The sequence below is a fragment of the Rhodobacter flavimaris genome (assembly GCF_021378075.1).
Taxonomy (GTDB): domain Bacteria; phylum Pseudomonadota; class Alphaproteobacteria; order Rhodobacterales; family Rhodobacteraceae; genus Rhodobacter; species Rhodobacter flavimaris.
In genome coordinates, this window is record NZ_JAJUOS010000019.1 from 18,494 (window position 1) to 37,653 (window position 19,160).

General features: G+C 65.5%; 24 protein-coding genes. 19 read left to right on the forward strand and 5 right to left on the reverse strand.

Annotated elements, in window-relative coordinates:
• Positions 1-12: 12 nt before the first annotated feature.
• The 4 genes from LZA78_RS16960 (at position 13) to LZA78_RS16975 (ending at position 3,419) form a co-directional block, all read left to right on the forward strand.
• Positions 13-888 carry a F0F1 ATP synthase subunit gamma gene (locus tag LZA78_RS16960; RefSeq protein WP_233678084.1) on the forward strand — a complete coding sequence of 292 codons (876 nt, stop codon included), beginning with the start codon at positions 13-15 and terminating at the stop codon, positions 886-888.
• 21 nt (positions 889-909) lie between these two features.
• Entirely contained in the window at positions 910-2,328 is a 1,419-nt protein-coding gene (atpD, locus tag LZA78_RS16965) for a F0F1 ATP synthase subunit beta (protein ID WP_233678085.1), read from the forward strand.
• Between the two features lie 12 nt (positions 2,329-2,340).
• On the forward strand, positions 2,341-2,739 hold the full coding sequence (locus LZA78_RS16970; RefSeq protein WP_233678086.1) for a F0F1 ATP synthase subunit epsilon: 399 nt from the start codon (positions 2,341-2,343) through the stop codon (positions 2,737-2,739).
• Positions 2,740-2,873: 134 nt separating this feature from the next.
• Positions 2,874-3,419: a LysE family translocator gene (locus tag LZA78_RS16975; protein ID WP_233678087.1), complete on the forward strand. Its 546-nt coding sequence runs from the start codon at positions 2,874-2,876 to the stop codon at positions 3,417-3,419.
• An 85-nt stretch (positions 3,420-3,504) separates the two neighbouring features.
• Here LZA78_RS16975 and groL read toward each other — a convergent pair whose 3' ends face one another.
• Both groL and groES read right to left on the reverse strand, forming a co-directional pair.
• Positions 3,505-5,142, reverse strand: a complete 1,638-nt coding sequence (gene groL, locus LZA78_RS16980; protein WP_233678088.1) for a chaperonin GroEL — start codon at positions 5,140-5,142, stop codon at positions 3,505-3,507.
• Between the two features lie 56 nt (positions 5,143-5,198).
• The gene (gene groES, locus LZA78_RS16985) at positions 5,199-5,486 is read right to left on the reverse strand and encodes a co-chaperone GroES (RefSeq protein ID WP_218630959.1); all 288 of its coding nucleotides are present in this window, start codon (positions 5,484-5,486) and stop codon (positions 5,199-5,201) included.
• A gap of 215 nt (positions 5,487-5,701) precedes the next feature.
• Here groES and msrB point away from each other — a divergent pair, with 215 nt between their 5' ends.
• From msrB to LZA78_RS17010, 5 genes are all read left to right on the forward strand, one after another.
• Positions 5,702-6,142, forward strand: a complete 441-nt coding sequence (gene msrB, locus LZA78_RS16990; protein WP_233678089.1) for a peptide-methionine (R)-S-oxide reductase MsrB — start codon at positions 5,702-5,704, stop codon at positions 6,140-6,142.
• A 68-nt stretch (positions 6,143-6,210) separates the two neighbouring features.
• Positions 6,211-7,257 (forward strand): aldo/keto reductase, encoded by a 1,047-nt coding sequence (locus LZA78_RS16995; RefSeq protein ID WP_233678090.1) that lies wholly within the window; start codon positions 6,211-6,213, stop codon positions 7,255-7,257.
• On the forward strand, positions 7,235-7,585 hold the full coding sequence (locus LZA78_RS17000; protein WP_233678091.1) for a hypothetical protein: 351 nt from the start codon (positions 7,235-7,237) through the stop codon (positions 7,583-7,585). Before LZA78_RS16995 ends, LZA78_RS17000 begins: the two co-directional genes overlap by 23 nt.
• A complete protein-coding gene (locus LZA78_RS17005; protein ID WP_233678092.1) occupies positions 7,573-8,070 on the forward strand; it encodes a lipocalin/fatty acid-binding family protein in 498 nt (165 codons plus the stop codon). The genes LZA78_RS17000 and LZA78_RS17005 overlap by 13 nt, the downstream gene beginning before the upstream one ends.
• Positions 8,067-8,963: an EamA family transporter gene (locus tag LZA78_RS17010; protein WP_233678093.1), complete on the forward strand. Its 897-nt coding sequence runs from the start codon at positions 8,067-8,069 to the stop codon at positions 8,961-8,963. Before LZA78_RS17005 ends, LZA78_RS17010 begins: the two co-directional genes overlap by 4 nt.
• On the opposite strand, the gene LZA78_RS17015 is transcribed toward LZA78_RS17010, so the two are convergent.
• Together LZA78_RS17015 and LZA78_RS17020 are read right to left on the reverse strand one after the other, a co-directional pair.
• Entirely contained in the window at positions 8,960-9,676 is a 717-nt protein-coding gene (locus LZA78_RS17015; RefSeq protein WP_233678094.1) for an NUDIX hydrolase, read from the reverse strand. The genes LZA78_RS17010 and LZA78_RS17015 overlap by 4 nt on opposite strands.
• On the reverse strand, positions 9,669-10,073 hold the full coding sequence (locus tag LZA78_RS17020; RefSeq protein ID WP_233678095.1) for a DUF983 domain-containing protein: 405 nt from the start codon (positions 10,071-10,073) through the stop codon (positions 9,669-9,671). The genes LZA78_RS17015 and LZA78_RS17020 overlap by 8 nt, the downstream gene beginning before the upstream one ends.
• A gap of 178 nt (positions 10,074-10,251) precedes the next feature.
• Here LZA78_RS17020 and LZA78_RS17025 point away from each other — a divergent pair, with 178 nt between their 5' ends.
• From LZA78_RS17025 to LZA78_RS17040, 4 genes are all read left to right on the forward strand, one after another.
• The gene (locus tag LZA78_RS17025) at positions 10,252-10,974 is read left to right on the forward strand and encodes an EF-hand domain-containing protein (protein WP_233678096.1); all 723 of its coding nucleotides are present in this window, start codon (positions 10,252-10,254) and stop codon (positions 10,972-10,974) included.
• A gap of 81 nt (positions 10,975-11,055) precedes the next feature.
• On the forward strand, positions 11,056-11,640 hold the full coding sequence (locus tag LZA78_RS17030; RefSeq protein WP_233678097.1) for an RNA polymerase sigma factor: 585 nt from the start codon (positions 11,056-11,058) through the stop codon (positions 11,638-11,640).
• Positions 11,633-12,001: a hypothetical protein gene (locus LZA78_RS17035; protein WP_233678098.1), complete on the forward strand. Its 369-nt coding sequence runs from the start codon at positions 11,633-11,635 to the stop codon at positions 11,999-12,001. The genes LZA78_RS17030 and LZA78_RS17035 overlap by 8 nt, the downstream gene beginning before the upstream one ends.
• A gap of 10 nt (positions 12,002-12,011) precedes the next feature.
• Entirely contained in the window at positions 12,012-12,512 is a 501-nt protein-coding gene (locus tag LZA78_RS17040) for a periplasmic heavy metal sensor (RefSeq protein WP_233678099.1), read from the forward strand.
• Positions 12,513-12,516: 4 nt separating this feature from the next.
• On the opposite strand, the gene LZA78_RS17045 is transcribed toward LZA78_RS17040, so the two are convergent.
• Entirely contained in the window at positions 12,517-13,908 is a 1,392-nt protein-coding gene (locus tag LZA78_RS17045; protein WP_233678100.1) for a diguanylate cyclase domain-containing protein, read from the reverse strand.
• Between the two features lie 95 nt (positions 13,909-14,003).
• On the opposite strand from LZA78_RS17045, the gene LZA78_RS17050 reads away from it, so the two are divergent.
• From LZA78_RS17050 to LZA78_RS17075, 6 genes are all read left to right on the forward strand, one after another.
• Entirely contained in the window at positions 14,004-14,282 is a 279-nt protein-coding gene (locus LZA78_RS17050) for a DUF3572 domain-containing protein (protein ID WP_233678101.1), read from the forward strand.
• Between the two features lie 9 nt (positions 14,283-14,291).
• Positions 14,292-14,990, forward strand: coding sequence for an HAD family hydrolase (locus LZA78_RS17055; RefSeq protein WP_233678102.1), 699 nt, complete (start codon positions 14,292-14,294; stop codon positions 14,988-14,990).
• 64 nt (positions 14,991-15,054) lie between these two features.
• On the forward strand, positions 15,055-16,797 hold the full coding sequence (locus LZA78_RS17060) for a DUF4153 domain-containing protein (protein WP_233678103.1): 1,743 nt from the start codon (positions 15,055-15,057) through the stop codon (positions 16,795-16,797).
• Between the two features lie 57 nt (positions 16,798-16,854).
• A complete protein-coding gene (locus tag LZA78_RS17065) occupies positions 16,855-17,442 on the forward strand; it encodes a heme NO-binding domain-containing protein (protein WP_233678104.1) in 588 nt (195 codons plus the stop codon).
• A complete protein-coding gene (locus LZA78_RS17070) occupies positions 17,439-18,491 on the forward strand; it encodes a GGDEF domain-containing protein (RefSeq protein WP_233678105.1) in 1,053 nt (350 codons plus the stop codon). The genes LZA78_RS17065 and LZA78_RS17070 overlap by 4 nt, the downstream gene beginning before the upstream one ends.
• A 60-nt stretch (positions 18,492-18,551) precedes the next feature.
• The gene (locus LZA78_RS17075; protein WP_233678106.1) at positions 18,552-19,160 is read left to right on the forward strand and encodes a nicotinate-nucleotide adenylyltransferase; all 609 of its coding nucleotides are present in this window, start codon (positions 18,552-18,554) and stop codon (positions 19,158-19,160) included.

A 19,160-nucleotide genomic window follows, 5' to 3' on the forward strand; every position in this document is an offset into this window, starting at 1 on the left:
AAGGACAGGGAAATGCCCAGCCTTAAGGACCTAAAGAACCGGATCACGAGTGTTAAGAACACTCGCAAGATCACCAAGGCGATGCAGATGGTCGCGGCCGCAAAATTGCGCCGCGCCCAGGAAGCCGCCGAGAGCGCCCGGCCCTTCGCCGAGCGTATGAATGCCGTCATGTCGGGGCTTGCCGCCTCGGTGGGCGGCTCCGACAGCGCGCCCCGGCTTCTGGCCGGGACGGGCTCGGATCAGACCCACCTTCTGGTGGTGATGACCGGTGAGCGCGGGCTTTGCGGTGGCTTCAACGCCAACATCGCCAAACTCGCGCGGGCTCGGGCCAACGAGCTGCTGGCACAAGGCAAGACGGTGAAGATCCTGACCGTCGGCAAGAAGGGCCGCGACGCGATGCGCCGCGACCTGGGCCAGTATTTCGTGGCTCACGTCGATCTCTCCGAGATCAAGAAAATCGGCTACGTGGATGCCCAGAAGATCGCCCGCGATCTGCTGGACCGTTTCGAAGCCGCCGAATTCGACGTCGCGACGATCTTCTTCTCGCGCTTCGAATCCGTGATCTCGCAGGTGCCGAGCGCGAAGCAGATCATTCCTGCCCAGTTCGAGGAGGCCGATGCCGCTGGCGCTTCGGCGTTCTATGATTACGAACCGAGCGAGGAAGCGATCCTGGCAGACCTTCTGCCGCGCGGTGTCGCAACGGCGATCTTCGCCGCCCTTCTGGAGAATAACGCCTCGTTCAACGGGGCCCAGATGTCGGCGATGGACAACGCCACCCGCAACGCGGGCGACATGATCGACAAGCTGACGATCGAGTTCAACCGCTCGCGTCAGGCCGTGATCACCAACGAGCTTATCGAAATCATTTCGGGCGCCGAGGCGCTCTGACGGAACCGGAGATAGAAGACAATGGCAAGCAAAGGCAAAGTGACCCAGGTCATCGGCGCCGTCGTGGACGTCCAGTTCGAAGACGGCCTGCCCGCGATTCTGAACGCGCTCGAGACCGAAAACAACGGCAAGAAACTGGTGCTGGAAGTTGCGCAGCACCTCGGTGAAAACACCGTCCGCACCATCGCCATGGACGCCAGCGAAGGCCTCGTGCGCGGCGCGGAAGTGATCGACACCGGCGCACCGATCTCGGTGCCGGTCGGCAACGCGACCCTCGGCCGCATCCTGAACGTCATCGGCGAGCCGGTGGACGAAAAGGGCCCGGTTGTCGCGTCGGAGCACCGTGCGATCCACCAGCCCGCCCCGGAATTCGCGTCGCAGTCGACCGCGTCGGAAATTCTGGTCACCGGCATCAAGGTTATCGACCTGCTGGCTCCCTACTCGAAGGGCGGCAAGATCGGCCTGTTCGGCGGCGCCGGCGTGGGCAAGACCGTTCTGATCATGGAACTGATCAACAACATCGCCAAAGTGCACTCGGGCTTCTCGGTGTTCGCGGGCGTTGGTGAACGGACCCGTGAAGGCAACGACCTCTATCACGAGATGATCGAATCGGGCGTTATCGTCCCCGACAACCTCGAAGAGTCGAAAGTGGCCCTGGTCTACGGCCAGATGAACGAACCGCCGGGCGCTCGTATGCGCGTGGCTCTGTCGGGTCTGACCCTGGCCGAGCAGTTCCGCGACCAGTCGGGTACGGACGTGCTGTTCTTCGTGGACAACATCTTCCGCTTCACCCAGGCGGGTTCGGAAGTGTCGGCACTTCTCGGCCGTATTCCTTCGGCCGTGGGCTACCAGCCGACGCTGGCGACCGACATGGGCGCGCTGCAGGAACGCATCACCTCGACCAACGCTGGCTCGATCACCTCGGTGCAGGCCATCTACGTTCCGGCCGACGACCTTACCGACCCGGCTCCGGCCACCTCGTTCGCCCACCTCGACGCCACGACCGTTCTGTCGCGTGCGATCTCGGAACTCGGCATCTACCCGGCCGTGGACCCGCTCGACTCGACCTCGCGTCTGATGGACCCGGCCGTCGTGGGTGAAGAGCACTACAAGGTCGCCTTCGAAGTCCAGGGTATCCTCCAGCGCTACAAGTCGCTGCAGGACATCATCGCCATCCTCGGCATGGACGAACTGTCGGAAGAGGACAAGCTGACCGTGGCTCGCGCCCGTAAGATCCAGCGTTTCCTCTCGCAGCCGTTCGACGTGGCGAAAGTGTTCACCGGCTCGGACGGTGTGCAGGTTCCGCTGGAAGACACGATCAAGTCGTTCAAGGCTGTTGTGGCTGGCGAATACGACCACCTGCCGGAAGCGGCCTTCTACATGGTCGGCGGTATTGACGAAGTGATCGCCAAGGCCGCGAAACTCGCCGCTGCGGCGTAAGGAGGCTGATCCATGGCCGATACGATGCAGTTCGACCTCGTCTCCCCTGAACGGAAGCTCGCTTCCGTCCAGGCGCGCGAGGTGCGGATCCCGGGCGCTGAAGGTGACCTGACCGCGATGCCGGGTCACTCGGCCCTGATCACGACCCTGCGCCCCGGCATCCTGACCGTCGTCGGACCCGAAGGCACCGCGGAATATGCGGTGACCGGCGGCTTCGCCGAGATCAGTGCCGAAGGTGTGAGCGTTCTGGCCGAGCGCGGTGTGCCGAAGGCGGAACTGACCGCCGCGATCCACGCCGAGATGATGGCCGAGGCGAAGAAAGTCGTTGACGTGGCCCATCCGTCGGTGGCGGATGCCGCGGTCAAGATGCTGTCGGATATGGAAGCCCTTGGCGCCCATATCAACGCCTGAGAACGGCTTTAAGCTATGCGAAAAGGCCCCGGTGCGAACCGGGGCCTTTTTCTTTGCGGCACTGTTTCGTGCCGCATATTGCCCAGCCCCGTGAATCTGCCTCTTATCGTGGCACCTTAAAGGGGAGGGCCGCGATGACCTGGGAAAGCTGGATTTCCTATGTGCTCGCCTATAGCGTCATTTCGGTCATACCCGGCCCGAGCGTGCTGATGATCATCAGTCAGTCACTGACCAGAGGCCGCTGCGCGGCGCTCAGCTGTATCGCTGGGGATCTTGCCGGAGGGCTGATCGTGATGACGGTGGCTTACCTCGGGGTGGTGATGGTGCTTGCGGCGTCCAGCCTGGCCTTTGTGGCTCTTAAGTGGGCTGGCGTAACCTATATGGCCTATCTCGGCTGCGCTCAGATCCTAGCCGCGCGATCGCTTGTCGAGCGTGAGCTAGAGGGGCTACCGCGTGCGGCCACAAGCTTCCGCGCCGGGTTTCTGACCGGGGTGCTCAACCCCAAGGCCATTCTGTTCTACATGGCGTTCCTGCCGCAGTTCCTGATCCTGATGGCCAGCTCGACCGTTGTTGTCGCGCTTGTGCCGGGTGCCTACGCCCTGACGGCCGCGATGGTCGGGCAGCGCCTGCGCGCGCAAGCGTATGGGCTATGCCTCTGGCGCCGGCCTGCTCGGTGGTAGCGGGCTTCTGGCGGCAGCGCGTAGGCAGCCACCAAAGCAAAAAGGGCGCCCGGAGGCGCCCTTTTCGTTTCCCTTGGGGGGATGATTACATCATGCCGCCCATGCCGCCCATGTCGGGCATGCCACCGGCCGGAGCTTTCGGCTCGGGCTTCTCGGCGATCATGCATTCGGTGGTGACCAGCAGGCCAGCAACCGAGGCCGCATCTTCCAGCGCGGTGCGGGTCACCTTGGCCGGGTCGATGACGCCGAACTTGAACATGTCGCCATATTCTTCGGTCTGAGCGTTGAAGCCGAAGGCCAGATCCGAGGACTCGCGGACCTTGCCGGCAACGACGGCACCGTCAACGCCAGCGTTCTCGGCGATCTGGCGCATCGGAGCTTCCAGCGCGCGCTTGACGATCGCGATACCGGCTTCCTGGTCGCCATTGGCGCCCTTGAGGCCGTCGAGCTGCTTGCCAGCCTGAACCAGAGCAACGCCACCGCCGACAACGATGCCTTCCTGAACGGCCGCACGGGTCGCGTTCAGCGCGTCGTCAACGCGGTCCTTGCGCTCTTTCACTTCGACTTCGGTCATGCCGCCAACGCGGATGACGGCCACGCCGCCAGCCAGCTTGGCCACGCGCTCTTGCAGCTTCTCGCGGTCGTAGTCCGAGGTGGTTTCCTCGATCTGGGTGCGGATCTGAGCCACGCGGGCTTCGATCTCGGCCTTGTCGCCAGCGCCGTCCACGATGGTGGTGTTCTCTTTCGAGATCGCGATTTTCTTGGCGCGGCCGAGCATGTCGATGCCGACGTTCTCAAGCTTCATGCCGAGGTCTTCCGAGATCACCTGGCCGCCGGTCAGGATCGCGATGTCCTGCAGCATGGCCTTGCGGCGGTCGCCGAAGCCCGGAGCCTTGACGGCAGCGATCTTGAGGCCGCCACGCAGCTTGTTGACCACGAGGGTGGCCAGCGCTTCGCCTTCCACGTCCTCGGCGATGATCAGCAGCGGCTTTTGCGACTGGATCACGGCTTCGAGCAGCGGAACCATCGGCTGCAGCGACGAGAGCTTCTTCTCGTGCAGCAGGATGTAGCAGTCTTCGAGATCCGCGATCATCTTGTCGGGGTTGGTCACGAAGTAGGGCGACAGGTAGCCGCGGTCGAACTGCATGCCTTCGACGACTTCGACTTCGGTCTCCATGCCCTTGTTTTCTTCGACGGTGATGACACCCTCGTTGCCGACCTTCTGCATCGCGTCAGCGATGAAGCGGCCGATGGTGGCTTCGCCGTTGGCCGAGATGGTGCCAACCTGGGCGACTTCGTCCGAGTCCTTCACCGGGCGGGCAGCGGCCTTGATGGCCTCGACGACCTTGGCGGTGGCCAGGTCGATGCCGCGCTTGAGATCCATCGGGTTCATGCCGGCGGCAACCGCCTTCATGCCTTCGCGCACGATGGCCTGGGCCAGAACGGTCGCGGTGGTGGTGCCGTCGCCAGCCTCGTCATTGGTGCGCGAGGCGACTTCTTTCACCATCTGCGCGCCCATGTTTTCGAACTTGTCCGACAGTTCGATTTCCTTGGCGACCGAAACGCCGTCCTTGGTGATGCGCGGGGCACCGAACGACTTTTCGATAACGACGTTGCGGCCTTTCGGGCCCAGGGTCACCTTCACCGCATCGGCGAGGATGTTCACGCCCTTGAGCATACGGTCACGGGCGTCGGTCGAGAACTTCACGTCCTTGGCTGCCATTTTGCTTGGCTCCTTGACTTGGAATATCGTTAGAGATCAGAGGGTTCTCGTAAGAATTACGAGATAATCCCCATGATGTCGGATTCTTTCATGATCAGCATTTCGGTGCCGTCGAGGGTCACTTCGGTGCCCGACCATTTGCCGAACAGCACGCGGTCGCCAACTTTGACCGAGGGTGCGATCAGCTCGCCCGAATCCTTGCGCGCGCCTTCGCCGACAGCGACGATTTCGCCTTCAGCCGGCTTTTCTTTCGCCGAGTCGGGGATGATCAGCCCGCCCTTGGTCTTTTCTTCGCTTTGCACGCGCTTGACCAGCACGCGGTCATGAAGCGGTTTGAATGCCATCTGGGTCACTCCCTAAGGTTCCAGGTCCTAAACTTTTAGCACTCAGCGATGGCGAGTGCTAACGGCGCAGGAGTTAGGCATTCCTTCCCCAAGGTGTCAACACCCTGGCCATGGATTTTCTGTGAAATCGACACGCGACTAGCGCAGGCGCGGGGTGGGGCTTTCCCTATGCGCTGCGGCCCCTATCTGTCGGGAAAGCGGAACAGGAGGAACCCATGACGGAATTTCGCAAGACCCCCGAGGCTCTGGCGCGCCTGACCCCCGAGCAATACCGAGTCACGCAGGAAAATGGCACCGAGCGGCCGTGGTCGGGCGAGTTCGTCTCGAATAAGCGGCGCGGGATCTATGTGGATATCGTCTCTGGCGAGCCGCTGTTTTCTTCGGCGGATAAGTATGAGTCGGGCTGTGGCTGGCCCTCGTTCACGCGGCCGATCCTGTCCGAGCATATCCGCGAGTTGGACGACACGAGCCATGGGATGGTGCGCACCGAGGTCCGCTCGACCCATGGCGACAGCCATCTGGGCCATGTGTTCGAGGATGGCCCGGTCGAAGAGGGCGGCTTGCGCTACTGCATCAACTCTGCCTCGCTGCGGTTCATCCCGCTCGAGGAAATGGCCGAGGCGGGTTATGCCGACCTGATCGACCTGGTCGAGTGACCCCGCCCCCTTTCCCTTGCCCGGCCCCTGTGGCAGGGTCGCGCCCAAACCGGATCGAGGAGTAGATGATGCGCAAGGTAGAGCTTGGCGGCACTGGCCTGATGGTGTCCGAGCTGTGTCTGGGCTCGATGACCTGGGGCACGCAGAACACCGAGGCCGAGGGCCACGCCCAGATTGACCGTGCCGTCGCGCGCGGGGTGGATTTCATCGACACGGCCGAGATGTATCCGGTCAACCCGGTCAGCGCAGAAACCTGCGGCCGCACCGAAGAGATCATCGGCACCTGGTTCGCGGGCCATGGGCAGCGAGATAAGATCGTTCTGGCGACCAAGGTCTCGGGCGAGGGGCTGCGGGCCGTGCGCGATGGCGCGCCGATCTCGCCCGCGTCGATCCGGCTGGCGGTCGAAGGCTCGCTGCGGCGTTTGCAGACCGACTATATAGACGTCTACCAGTTCCACTGGCCGAACCGGGGCAGCTACCACTTCCGCCAGAACTGGAAATTCGCGCCGAACAAGCAGGCACCGAAAGAGGCAATCGAGGCCGACATGGTCGCCTGTCTCGAAACCCTTCAGGCGCTGGTGGCGGAGGGCAAGATCCGCCACTTCGGCCTGTCGAACGAAAGCGCATGGGGCACGGCGCAGTGGCTGCGGCTGGCCGAGGCTGGGTATGGCCCGCGCGTGGCCTCGATCCAAAACGAATATTCGCTGATGTGCCGCCTTTACGATACCGACCTGGCCGAGCTGGGCCTGCATGAGCAGGTTACGCTGCTGGCCTATTCGCCGCTGGCGGTGGGGATGCTGAGCGGCAAGTATTCGGGCGGCGCCGTGCCCGAAGGCTCGCGCCGGTCGATCGTGCGCGAGTTGGGCGGGCGCTCGAACGCGCGGGCGTTCGATATCGCCGATCACTACGTTGCGCTGGCGCGGCAGGCGGCGCTTGATCCGGTGACGATGGCCGTGGCCTGGACGCTGAGCCGTCCCTTCCCAATTGTGCCGATCATCGGGGCGACCTCGGTCGAACAGCTGGACAAGTCGCTCGATGCGGCGGGGTTAGAGCTGCCGGGCGATCTGCTGCGCGAGATCGAAAGGACGCATCATGCGCATCCGATGCCGTTCTGATTTGCGCGCGCTTGCCCTTGCCATGGCCGCGGCGGCGTTGCTGGTCGGGTGCAAGCCCGATGACGGCAAGCTGGAAGCCGTGGGCGAGTCGCTGATGCAGCTGGAGCAGGCCGCCTGCGAGAAGCGCGGTGGCGAGTGGAAATCTGACGGCAGCGCGCGGTTTTGCCTGAACCGCACCCGCGATGGCGGCGAAAACTGCCGCACCGCGCGCGATTGCGAAAGCGCGTGTCTTGCGCGCTCGATGACCTGCGCGCCGGTCAAGCCGCTGGTTGGCTGCAATGAGGTGATCACGAGTGGTGGGCTGCGGGTGACCGAATGCGTCGACTGATCCCGGCGCTTTTGTGCCTGCTGGCCGCCTGTGCCGAACCGCAGCCGCAGCTGACCCTGCGTAACCGCGAGGCGATGATCTCGTCGGCGGTGGTCTTCGATCCGGCGCGCTTCGCGGGGCGCTGGTATGTCGCGGCAAGCGGCGTTCCGGGCTGTGCGGGCGCCGCGCAGGACTGGGCGTTTGACGGGCGCGGCGCCTATGCGCTTAGCGGGATCGACTGCGCGGGCACGCGCCCCGCGCATCTGTCGGGCCGCGCGGTCATTACCGGCCCCGGCGCGCGCTTTGCGCCAGACGCGGGGTTCGGGCGGGCGCCGGTCTGGGTGCTCTGGGTTGATCAGGATTACCGCATCGCCGTCCTTGGCACGCCGGAGGGGCAGTTCGGGATGATCGTCACGCGCGAACTTCCGCCGCGTGCCGATCTGATGGCCGCCGCGCAAGAGGTTCTTACCTTCAACGGGTATGATCCGCGGCGGATCGGGCGGTGACGCTGCTTTGGGTCTGGGTCACGCTGGCGGCAGCTGCCGTGCAGACCCTGCGCTTCATGCTGCAAAAGCGGCTGACCGGGACCGGCCTTTCGACCGGCGGCGCGACCTTTTCGCGGTTCCTCTTCGGGGCGCCGATTGCTGCGTTGGCGGCGGTGCTCACCCTTGTGGTGACGGGGGCCGAGGTGCCTGTGCCCGGGCCGCGCTTTTGGGCTTTCGCGCTGGCCGGAGGCGCCGCGCAGGTCGCCGCGACCTTCCTGACGGTCGCCCTGTTCAAACTGCGAAATTTCGCCGTGGGCGTGGCCTTCACCAAGACTGAGACGGTTCAGGTCGCCGCCTTCTCGGTACTGGTTCTGGGCGAGGCCGTGACGCCGCTTGGCTGGGCCGGGATCGCGCTTGGGCTGGTGGGCGTGCTTTTGCTGTCGCGCACACCGCGCGGCACGGCCTTTTCGGCGCGTGCGGTGGTTTATGGCGTGCTGGCAGGGGGGCTCTTTGGCCTCTCGTCCATCGGCTATCGCGGCGCGACGCTGGAGCTGATGCCCGCCGCCTTCTTCACCCGCGCAATCGTGACGCTGGCCTGCGTGACCTTCGCGCAAAGCCTTGGCATGGCGCTTTACCTGCGTCTGGCCGAGCCGGGCGAGCTTGGGCGCGTGATCCGGGCCTGGCGGCGCACGATCTGGGTAGGCGTGACGGGCGTTGCAGGCTCGGCGGGATGGTTCACGGCGTTTGCGCTGATGAACGCGGCCTATGTGCGTGCTCTTGGCCAGGTCGAGATCGTCTTTACCCTGCTCGTCTCCGTGCTGGTCTTCCGCGAGAGGCTGAGTCCGCGCGAGGGGGCGGGGATCGCCCTTGTCGTGGCCTCGCTGATCGCGATCGTGCTGGCGCAGTCGGCCTAGTCGATCCGCCGGAATACCGACCGCGAGCCCGAGTTGTCGAAGAAGGGCACGCTGGCGGGGGGCGCGATCTGCGCGCCCGACTCGGCTAGCAGGGCCTGCACCTCGGCCAGCACGACCTCGGTGATGAAGGGCAGGTTCAGCGCGCGGGCCTCTGCCATCGGCACCCAATGTAGATGCGAAAGCTCGTCGCAGGCGCGTGAGAAATCCTCGGCGTCGGTGGACAGATCGGCGGCGTCGATCAGGAAGAAACGCGCGTCGAAGCGGCGCGGCCTGCCCGGAGGCGTAATCGCGCGGAACACGAAATGCAGCGGCGCGGCCGAGGGGGTCATGCCCTGCGCGGCAAAACCCGTCCAGTCGGCGGGCGGTGCGCCGGGCCAGTCGCCGCGCGTGCCGAGGATCTGCCCGGTCTCTTCCCACAGCTCGCGCACGGCAGCCGCCGCAAGGGCGTGGCCGATCTGGGCGGGGGCCTCGACATCCAGACGCCGCGCGCAGGTGGCATTCAGAGGGCTGCCGAAGGGGATCGCGGCATCGCCCTGATCCAGTGCGCCTCCGGGGAAGACGTATTTCGACGGCATGAAGGCCGCGCCAGCACCGCGCATCCCCATCAGAACGCGCGGTGCGCCGGGGCCGTCGCGGCGCACCACCAGAACCGTCGCTGCATGGCGGATTGCCGTCTTGTCGGGCGAGGGCGCTGCCAGGGCCGCCTCAGTCATGCACGACCTCACCGGAGCCGAACCCGTGCATCCGCCGCGACCACTGGATCGCGACAATCGCCCCCTTCATGCGCGGCAGGAGCGCCAGCGACAGCGCAACCGTGCCGGTCAGGAAGATCGCAATCATGGTCAGGGGGGCAGGGCGGAACGCAACGAAGAACCACAGCATCAGCGGCGCCATCAGGTGACCCACGATCAGGATCGTCAGATAGGCCGGACCGTCGTCGGCGCGGTGATGCTCCAGCACCTCGCCACAATCGGGGCAGGACGCGCGCACCTTGAGATAGCCTTCAAGCAGATCGCCCTTGCCGCAGGCGGGGCAGCGGCACATCAGGCCGCGGCGGATGGCGGCGCCGATGGGGCGGTCGTCCTCGGTTTCGTGGCTTGCTGCGATCATCGTTTTCTCCCTTTGCGCCTTTATCGGCTGAATGCGGGGCAGAAGCAAAGCCTAAGCGCAGCGGGCAATGCGTTCACGCTTGAGTGAGCGGCCCCGTGTTGCGACGGAAACCCGAAAGATCGGCGTTTGGACTGATGTGAGCAGCGCAGGACGCGCCGCAGGAAACAGGAGAAAGACGATGAAACGCAGCATCAAGCACGCTCTTGTCGGAGTTTTGCTGGCCGGGACGGCCCTTGCCGCGGTGCCGGTCGTGGCGCAGCAGCTGAATGGCCAGCCCCCGATGCAGGCGCAGATGCAGAATGGCACTGGCCCGATGGGGCAGGGGCCGTTCGCGGGCGCCATGGGCGCAGGCCCGATGGGCGGCGCCGGGATGATGGGGCCAATGGGCGGTGCAGATATGGACGATGGCCCGATGGGCATGATGTTCGACCGCTTCGATGCAGATGGTGACGGCACAGTCACCAAGGAAGAAATCGCCGCCAAGCGCACGGCTGACGCGGTTGCGCTGGATGCCAATGGCGATGGCAAGCTGAGCGCCGAGGAACTGGTCGCCGCCGATATGCGCCGCGTCCAGTTGCGCGTGGAAGAGCGCGTGAAGGCGCGTATCGCGGCTCAGGATGCGGATGGTGACGGTATGCTCTCTGCGGCCGAACTGGCGATGCCCGAGATGCCGATGATGATGTTCGAGCGTCTCGATGCCAACGGCGACGGCGCGCTTGGCAAGGACGAACTCGCCGCGGCCAAGGTCCGGATGCAGGGCGGCATGATGGGGCGCGGCGAACGCGGCGGCCATGGTCATGAAGGCAAGCATATGGGCGGCCACATGGGTGGCGGGCGTCATGGCGGCCAGCAGGATGGCATGATGGGCCAGCGCTGGATGATGAACCCGCAAGGGAACTGAGAATGGCCCGGCCCGGGGCACAGCCTCGGGCCGGTTGTCCAAATTGCCTTTGCCCGGGATTCGGGCTAGGCGGGGACGAGTATGGACATGGCATTCGACGCGCTTTCCGACGCCTCGGACGAGGCTTTGCTGGTTCTCTATGGCAATGGAGACCCCACGGCGGCGCGTTCGCTGACCCTGCGCATGGGGCCGCTGGCCTTTCGAGTCGCCTTGCGGATGCTCGGCGACCGGGCCGAGGCAGAGGATCTCGCGCAGGAAGCCATGTTGCGTTTGTGGAAGATCGCGCCCGAGTGGCGGCAGGGTGAGGCGAAGGTTTCGACCTGGCTTTACCGCGTGGTGACCAATCTGGCCACGGATCGCCTGCGCCGCCGTCGCGGTGTGGGGCTGGACGAGGCGCCTGAGGTGGCCGACGGGGCGGCTTCGGCGCTTGATCGGATGATCGACGAGGATCGCGCCGCCGCGCTGCAACTGGCGCTTGATCAGTTGCCCGCGCGGCAAAGGCAGGCGGTGATCCTGCGCCATCTGGAAGGTCTTTCGAACCCCGAGATCGCAGCAGCGATGGAAATCGGGGTCGAGGCCGTAGAAAGTTTGACGGCGCGTGGAAAGCGCGCCTTGGCAGCCCTGCTGGAGGGGCGACGGGAAGAATTGGGGTATGGTCATGACTGACGAAAAGGCGAAAGGGTTGGCGCTCGACGATTTCTTTGCAGCCGCCCGAAACGATCTGCCCGAGCCCTCGGGCGCGTTTCTTGCGCGTGTGCTGAACGATTCCGAGGCGGTGCAGGCCGGGTTCGCAGCCCCGGCGGCGCCCACGCCGCGCATGGGGCTGTTCGCGCGCTTCGCCGACCTGGTTGGCGGCTGGCCTGCCTTGGGCGGTATGGTGACGGCAACGCTTGCCGGCGCCTGGATCGGTTTTGTCGGGGTCGATCGGATCGACGCGCTGTCGGGGGTTTATTTCGCCTCGGCGGAGACGCTCGGGACGGTTAATCTCTTGCCGGACGGGGACCTTCTGGCCCTGGCCGCGGAATGACGGGGGAGCGATGACGCAGGAAACGACCAATGCCAAACCGGCGAAGAGCACTCCGACCTGGGTGCGCGTGTTGCTGGGCGTGTCGCTGACGCTGAACCTGCTGGTTGCGGGTGTCGTCGTGGGCGGCATTCTGGGGCATGAGCGCCATCCGCCGCGCCCCGAGGTCGAAGAGGTCAATCTGGGGCCCTTCACCGGCGCCTTTTCGCGCAACGACCGCGAGGCGCTGCGCCGCGCCGCCGAAGCCGAGGGGCTGAGCTTCCGCGCCATGCGGCGCGACGCGCGCGAGGATCTCGACGCCCTCATTGGTGCTCTGGAGGCCGACCCCTGGGATCGCAGCGCCGTAGAGGCGATGATTGGCCGCTACAGGGAACGGACCCTGGGCCGGATCGGCATTGGCGAGCGGCTGATGATCGAGCGGCTCGACCAGATGCAGCCCGAAGAACGTCGCGCCTTTGCCGAGCGGCTGCGTGAGGGCTTCGATCATAGCCGGATGGCGCCGCGGGATCGCTAAGCCCTCAGGCGGCGCTGCTGCGCGAGGCGGTGGTCACCCGGTTGCGCCCCTCGCGCTTGGAGCGCATGAGCGCCTGATCCGCAGCGTCCAGAGCCGCTGCAACCGGATCGGTGCCATGGCTTGTCGTCACGCCCACGGAAATCGTGACCGTGACACTCCCGGCATCGCCCGGCAGCGAAAAAGGCGTGGCCTCAATCGCGCTGCAAATCGCCGAGGCGATCGCCTCGGCCTGTGCCAAGGAGGTTTCGGGCAGGGCGATCAGGAACTCCTCCCCGCCGAAGCGCGCCAGCAGATCCTGCTCTCGAAGGCAATTGCGCAGGCGCTGAGCGACCTCGGTCAGGACAGCGTCGCCCGCCGCATGACCGAAGGTGTCGTTGATTTCCTTGAAACGGTCGAGGTCAAGCGCCATGAGCGCGAAGGCCTGTCCGCTGGTCCTTGCCTGATCGGCAAGGCTACCCAACCGTTGCAAGGCAAAGCGGCGGTTATAGAGCCCAGTCAGGGAATCTGTCATCGCAAGCCTCAGACCATCCGCGATATAATTCCGTTTGCGGTCGCGCATACGCTTGCGGTCCAGATGCGTCGAAAGGCGCAGCGCGGCCTCGTGCGCTTGCACGGGCTGAGCGATCTTGACAGGCAGAACGTCGTCGGCGCCCAGATCGAGCGCCATGACAATCGTATCGCTGTCGCCCCGTTCCGCCGCGACACAGACCACCGAGTTGCGCGATTGCGCGCGCGAGCGCAACTCGGACATCAGACGCAGCCCGTCGCCGGGTTGAGCTCGGTCGATAGCGATCACATAGGCGTCTGGCGCCCGCGCCGCCGTTTGGTCGAGCGCCTCGCCGGCGGTCATGCTCTCGATCCAGTCGTTTGGCAGGTCCCGTGCCAGCGCACCGGTCCACAGCGACGTTGTTTCGCGATCCGGCGCGATGACAGCGATCCGCGCTGCGGGCGTGAAATGCGACGAGGGCTCGGCTAGGCCCCAGTCGCGGCAGGCGGCCTCTCCGGCGCGCAGGTCCTGCTCGGCCTCGCGGGCGCGCAGCAGGCTGCGCAGCCGCGCCATCAGGATGCTTTCGTCTACGGGTTTGGCCATGAAATCGTCAGCACCCGCGCGCAAGGCCGCCAGCCTGTCCTCTGGCGTCGGTGATGCGCTGAGGACGATCACGGGGAGAGTGGCGGTTGTCGGGTGCGTCTTGATCCGACGGCACAGCGCGATGCCGTCGATATCGGGCAGGTTCATGTCCAGAAGCAGAAGATCGGGCGCCTCCTGCGCGATCTGGCGCAGCACCTCGGCCCCGGTCCAGGCCTGAACGGTATCGTACCGGGCCGCCGAAAGTTTGACCTTCAGCACGATCCGGTTCGTCGCAACATCATCCACGATCAGGATTTTTCCTGCCATGGCGATCCGAACTCCCTTACCCTGAAACAATACGTCCTGTAGCTATGCGTGGATAAGGTTAACAAACTCTTTCACGCCGCAAGGGGGCAGGGGCAATGCAGCATGAATCGGCGCAGGTTCTGGCCATCCGCACACTCGGCTGGCTGGCCGGGCAGGACGAGATTTTTGGCGCTTTCCTGGCCGCCTCGGGGGCTGCGGCAAGCGATGTGCGGGCGATGGCCTCTGATCCCGGTTTTTTGTGCGCGATGCTCGATTTCCTCATGCAAAGCGATGCCTGGGTGATTACCTGTGCCAATAATCTGGGCGTGCCCCCCGAGGCGCTGCAAGGCGCGCGCGCGGTGCTTGGCGGCGGCGATCAGAGGCACTGGACCTGAGGGGATACGATGACGCGGATCGCAGGGATCCTGTTCGACAAGGACGGAACGCTCTTTGATTTCAACGCCACCTGGGCGGTGTGGGCTTATGGCGTGATCGAGCGGCTGAGCGACGGCGATGCCGAACGCGCGGCCCTGATGGCTGATGCGATTGGCTTTCTGCCCGCGCAGATGCGCTTTGCCGCCGGGTCGCCGGTGATCGCGGGCACCCCCGCCGAAGTCGCGGGCTACCTGCTGACGCATCTTCCGGGTCGCGCGCTGGATGAACTGGTGACCGAGCTCGACGCCGCCGCGCAGACGGCGCCGCAGGTGGCGGCGGTTCCGCTTGCGCCCTGTCTGGGCGGGCTGCAGGCGCAGGGGCTGCGTCTGGGTGTCTGCACCAATGATTCAGAGGCCGCCGCGCGCGCGCATCTCGAAACAGCCGGGGTCGTGCAGCTTTTCGATATGATCGTGGGCTATGACAGCGGTTATGGCGAGAAACCCGCGCCCGGGCCGCTGCTGGCCTTCGCGCGCAAAGTCGGGCTGGAGCCCGCGACGATTGCGATGGTGGGCGACAGCCCGCATGATCTGCATGCCGCGCGTGCGGCGGGCATGGTTGCCGTGGGCGTGCTGAGCGGCCCCGCCGACGAGGCCACTCTTGCGCCACTTGCCGATGTCGTCCTGCCGGACATCTCGGCGCTTGCCGCATGGGCGGCGCTTCGAGGCTGATGGCGCCTCTGGCCAAGCACCTGCCCAAGGGCTAGCGTGAAGCGATAGCGCAGGGAGGCGGGCGATGATCGGGGCGAGAATTCAGTATCTTCTGCTGGGTATGGCCGGCGGCCTTGCGTTCTGGTTGCTTCAGAAGATCGACGAAGAGATCGCGGCGGGGCGCCTGCTGCTCGCGCTCGGCGTCTTTTCGGTGGTGTTCTTCGGTGGTGCGCTTGCGATGCTGAGCGAGCTTGGCCTGCGGCGCGCGATAATTGGCGCGGCGGGGCTCGGCGTCGCGGCCACGTTGCTGGCGCTTTGGGAAAGCCTCGGGTTCGCCAAGGCGGGTCAGACGCTGTCGGCAGGCCACGCCGTCGTGGCGCTGGCAGCCATCGGGGCGCTGCCGGTGCCGTTCCTGATCGCTGCTGGCTTGCCCGGCAGCAAGGGCTGGTCAGATTACCGCGTCCTGTTTGTAGAAAGCTGGAACATCGTCGTGCGATACGGCGCGGCCTGGCTTTTCATCGGTGTGGTCTGGATGGTCCTGATGTTGGGGGCTGAGCTGTTGGTGCTGGTGGGGATCAGCTTCTTGACCGATCTACTGCGCGAGGATCTGGTGATCTTGCTGATTTGCGGCGCGGCACTTGGTCTGGGGCTGTCGGTGGTGGCCGAGATGTCGGACATGGTCTCGCCCTACCTGTTACTGCGCTTGCTGCGCCTGCTGACGCCGGTGGTGCTGGCGCTGGTGCTGGTCTTCCTGGCCGCGCTGCCGGTGCGCGGGCTGACGCATCTGTTCGGCGGCCTGACCCCGAGCGGTGTTTTGCTGGGGATGGCCTGGGCATCGATCTCGCTTGTCTCCATCGCGGTCGATCAGGACGATGTCGAAGCCGTGCACGGGCCACTTCTGAGTTGGGCGGGGCGCGGGCTTGCGCTGGTGCTGCCGGTGCTGGCGGCGCTTGCAGGATGGGGGATCTTGTTGCGCGTGCAAGACCACGGCTGGACGCCCGACCGGGTGATGGCGGCTACCGTGGCGGCGGTCGTTCTTGGTTATGCGGGTCTTTACGCGCTGAGCGTGCTGGCCGGGCGGAGCTGGATGGCCTGGGTTCGGCGCGCCAATATCCTGATGGCGCTGGCCCTTATTGCGCTTGGGGTGTTGTGGCTCTCGCCGCTCATCAACCCCGAGAAAATCTCGGCCCGCTCGCAGATGGCGCGGTTCGCGGCGGGCGAATTGCCGCTTGCCGAGCTGCCGCTGTGGGAGTTCAAGCGCGAATGGGGCCACGCGGGCGAGACTGCCCTGGCCGAGTTGCAGAAACTGGCGCAGGACCCCGCGCAGGGCGATCTTGCGAAGCGGCTTGCGCAGCTGGACAGCGCCGAGAGCCGGTATGATCTGCCCGGCCCTGGGGAAACCGATCTTGCCGCTCAGGCCGAGGAATTCCGCGCCCATGTGACCACAGTGACGGGGGGCGCCGAGGTGCCCGAGGCGCTCTGGATCGAGCTTGTGCGCGTGACCTCGCCGGACTACGCGGCGGATTGCGCAGCAAAGACTGCGGCGGGGCATGGGCGTTGCGTTCTCGTGCTGGCTGACTTCCGGCCCGATGTGTCGGGCGCCGAAGCGATTTTCTTCCGCGCCCGACCGGACGGCGTGCTTGAGACCCAAGCCTTCCGCTCCGAGGGCGAGCGGTGGATGACGACGGCAGCGGTGCCTCTGGGCGGAACTGGGGCGCTGCCCGCGGATGTGCTGATCGACACCCTTTCGGGGCAGGCGCCGGCGCTCGTTCCTTCGGGCATCATGGCGCTTGAGATCGGCGGCACGAAGTTCACCGTTTCGCCCTGAGCGCCTTGGGGAATTGTTAACGGGCCTGCCCTAACGTGCCTCTTTGACGGAGGCATCATGCACGGCTTGATCAACAAATCGATTCAGGCGTTTCTGCGCGCCAATTACGGCCAAAGGCTATGGTTGCAGGTGGCCGAGCGCGTCGGCTTCGAATCCGAGGGGTTCGAGGCGATGCTGCGCTATGACGACCAGTTGACCGAGGATTTGCTGCAAGCCTCGATCGAGGCGCTCGACAAGCCGCGCGGAGCGTTGCTGGAGGATATCGGTGCCTACCTCGCCTCGCTCGAGCCGATCCGGCGGTTACTGCGCTTCGGAGGAGAGGACTACTGGGAGTTTCTGCAATCGCTCGACGAGTTGCAGGGCCGTGGCCAGATGACGCTGCCCGATCTGGAACTCCCTGAACTGACATTGCGCACCGAGCGGGCTGACCGCTTTCTTCTGATTGTGCGCAGCACGATCAACGGGTGGGGGGCGGTGATGACCGGCTTGCTGCGGGCGATGGCGGACGATTACGGCGCCCTCGCGATGATCGAGCAGGCAGACACCGCGGATGGGCAAGAGGCGGTGCAGGTGGTCTTGCTGGAGGCGACGTTCAACGAGGGGCGGCGGTTCGAACTCGCCCGCCCGGTCGGGGGCGTGCGATGACGGTTCCCTGTGCCTGTCAGAACTGGTTGCGCCTGGCGCGCGGTCTTGGGCCGGATGCTCTGGGGCAGTTGATGCCGATGTTCCTGTGGCTCGATCCGCAGGGGCGGATCAGCGCCCTTGGACCGGCGCTCAGCAAGATCCTGGGGCCGGGTCGCCTATTGGGGGCGCGGTTTGAACAGCATTTTCGGTTGCGTTGCGCGCGTGCCGGCCGGTCGGGGGTGGCCTCGGCGTTGGACGGACGCCGCCGAATCAGCCTGTCGCTGCGCGCCCGCCCCGAGATCACGTTGCGCGGCTCGGTTGCCGATGTCGGGATGGGGGCGTCAGACGGGTTGCTTTTGAACCTAAGCTTCGGGATCCATCTTGCCGAGGCCGTGCGCGAGTTCGGTCTGACCGAAACCGATTTCGCACCCTCGGACTTGGCGATGGAGCTGCTTTACCTGCAAGAGGCCAAGGCAACGGTGCTGAACGAGTTGCGCGCCCTGACCGTGCGGCTGGAAGATGCGCGGCGCTCGGCGCTGAGCGAGGCGCAGACCGATCCGCTGACCGGGGTTGCGAACCGCAGGGCTTTCGATCTGGCGCTGGAACGCCTGATCCGGGGCCTTGGGCGCGGCGGGCAAAGCTTCGCGCTGGCCCATGTCGATCTGGACTATTTCAAGTCGGTCAACGACACGCTTGGCCATGCCGCGGGCGACCAGCTCTTGCGAAACGTTGCACGGGTGCTTGAGGAAGAGACCCGCCGAAGCGATCTGGTCGCGCGGGTCGGAGGCGATGAATTCGTGCTTCTGTTGCGTGGCGCGTCCGATCGTGATCGCCTCCACTCGCTTGGCGAACGGATCATCGCCCGGCTGGAAGAGCCGTTCAGCTATGGCGAGCAGACCTGCCGGATCTCGGCCTCGATCGGTGTCGCGCTTTCGCCCGATTACGACGAACCGACGGCCGAGGTGATGCTTGCCGATGCGGACGCGGCGCTTTACCTGTCGAAGCGGTTGGGCAAGGGGCGCTGCTCGCTGGCCTCGGCCAGCGCAGCGGCCGAAGGGATGCGCGCCTAACGTCATTGGGGTGTTACATTTTTCTTTCCAGTCCCGAGGTGGATCGGTTAGGGCTTGCGCATGAAGCAGGGCTTTCCCATCGCGGCGCCGGGGATGCGGATCGGCATTCTGGGTGGATCGTTCGATCCTGCCCACGAAGGCCATGCGCATATCACCCATCAGGCGATCCGGCATTTCGGGCTGGACCGGGTGTGGTGGATGCTCAGCCCGGGGAACCCTCTCAAGGTGCGCGGACCCGCGCCGATGGCCCGTCGCATGGCGCAGGCGCGCAAGGTGATCCCCGATCCGCGTGTCGATATCACCGATCTCGAGGTCCGTTTGGGCACGCGCTACACGGCCGAAACGCTCTCGCGCCTGCTGCCGTTGTATCGCGGCGTGCAGTTCGTCTGGCTGATGGGGGCAGACAACCTGGTGCAGTTCGACCGTTGGGAGAACTGGCAAGAGATCATGCGGATGGTGCCGGTGGGGGTTCTTGCACGGCCCGGATCGCGTCTGGCCGGGAAATGCGCCCGTGCGGCGCGGATCTTTGACGCGCATCGTCTTCCGGCCGAACAATCGCACCGCCTGCCGCTGGCGCAGCCGCCCGCCTGGTGCTTCGTCGATATGCCGATGTCCGATCTGTCCTCATCCGCGATCCGGGCGCGGGGCGACTGGCGCGGCACGGCTTGA

Bases quoted from the DNA above. Each gene is read 5' to 3' on its own strand.
- atpD (WP_233678085.1), top strand. From the start codon at position 910: ATGGCAAGCAAAGGCAAAGTGACCCAGGTCATCGGCGCCGTCGTGGAC.
- LZA78_RS17030 (WP_233678097.1), top strand. From the start codon at position 11,056: ATGGACATGGCATTCGACGCGCTTTCCGACGCCTCGGACGAGGCTTTG.
- LZA78_RS16995 (WP_233678090.1), top strand. From the start codon at position 6,211: ATGCGCAAGGTAGAGCTTGGCGGCACTGGCCTGATGGTGTCCGAGCTG.
- LZA78_RS17050 (WP_233678101.1), top strand. From the start codon at position 14,004: ATGCAGCATGAATCGGCGCAGGTTCTGGCCATCCGCACACTCGGCTGG.
- LZA78_RS16970 (WP_233678086.1), top strand. From the start codon at position 2,341: ATGGCCGATACGATGCAGTTCGACCTCGTCTCCCCTGAACGGAAGCTC.
- LZA78_RS17000 (WP_233678091.1), top strand. From the start codon at position 7,235: ATGCGCATCCGATGCCGTTCTGATTTGCGCGCGCTTGCCCTTGCCATG.
- LZA78_RS16975 (WP_233678087.1), top strand. From the start codon at position 2,874: ATGACCTGGGAAAGCTGGATTTCCTATGTGCTCGCCTATAGCGTCATT.
- LZA78_RS17070 (WP_233678105.1), top strand. From the start codon at position 17,439: ATGACGGTTCCCTGTGCCTGTCAGAACTGGTTGCGCCTGGCGCGCGGT.
- LZA78_RS17045 (WP_233678100.1), bottom strand. From the start codon at position 13,908: ATGGCAGGAAAAATCCTGATCGTGGATGATGTTGCGACGAACCGGATC.
- LZA78_RS17005 (WP_233678092.1), top strand. From the start codon at position 7,573: ATGCGTCGACTGATCCCGGCGCTTTTGTGCCTGCTGGCCGCCTGTGCC.
- LZA78_RS16960 (WP_233678084.1), top strand. From the start codon at position 13: ATGCCCAGCCTTAAGGACCTAAAGAACCGGATCACGAGTGTTAAGAAC.
- LZA78_RS17055 (WP_233678102.1), top strand. From the start codon at position 14,292: ATGACGCGGATCGCAGGGATCCTGTTCGACAAGGACGGAACGCTCTTT.
- LZA78_RS17060 (WP_233678103.1), top strand. From the start codon at position 15,055: ATGATCGGGGCGAGAATTCAGTATCTTCTGCTGGGTATGGCCGGCGGC.
- LZA78_RS17040 (WP_233678099.1), top strand. From the start codon at position 12,012: ATGACGCAGGAAACGACCAATGCCAAACCGGCGAAGAGCACTCCGACC.
- groL (WP_233678088.1), bottom strand. From the start codon at position 5,142: ATGGCAGCCAAGGACGTGAAGTTCTCGACCGACGCCCGTGACCGTATG.
- groES (WP_218630959.1), bottom strand. From the start codon at position 5,486: ATGGCATTCAAACCGCTTCATGACCGCGTGCTGGTCAAGCGCGTGCAA.
- LZA78_RS17065 (WP_233678104.1), top strand. From the start codon at position 16,855: ATGCACGGCTTGATCAACAAATCGATTCAGGCGTTTCTGCGCGCCAAT.
- LZA78_RS17015 (WP_233678094.1), bottom strand. From the start codon at position 9,676: ATGACTGAGGCGGCCCTGGCAGCGCCCTCGCCCGACAAGACGGCAATC.
- msrB (WP_233678089.1), top strand. From the start codon at position 5,702: ATGACGGAATTTCGCAAGACCCCCGAGGCTCTGGCGCGCCTGACCCCC.
- LZA78_RS17075 (WP_233678106.1), top strand. From the start codon at position 18,552: ATGAAGCAGGGCTTTCCCATCGCGGCGCCGGGGATGCGGATCGGCATT.
- LZA78_RS17020 (WP_233678095.1), bottom strand. From the start codon at position 10,073: ATGATCGCAGCAAGCCACGAAACCGAGGACGACCGCCCCATCGGCGCC.
- LZA78_RS17025 (WP_233678096.1), top strand. From the start codon at position 10,252: ATGAAACGCAGCATCAAGCACGCTCTTGTCGGAGTTTTGCTGGCCGGG.
- LZA78_RS17035 (WP_233678098.1), top strand. From the start codon at position 11,633: ATGACTGACGAAAAGGCGAAAGGGTTGGCGCTCGACGATTTCTTTGCA.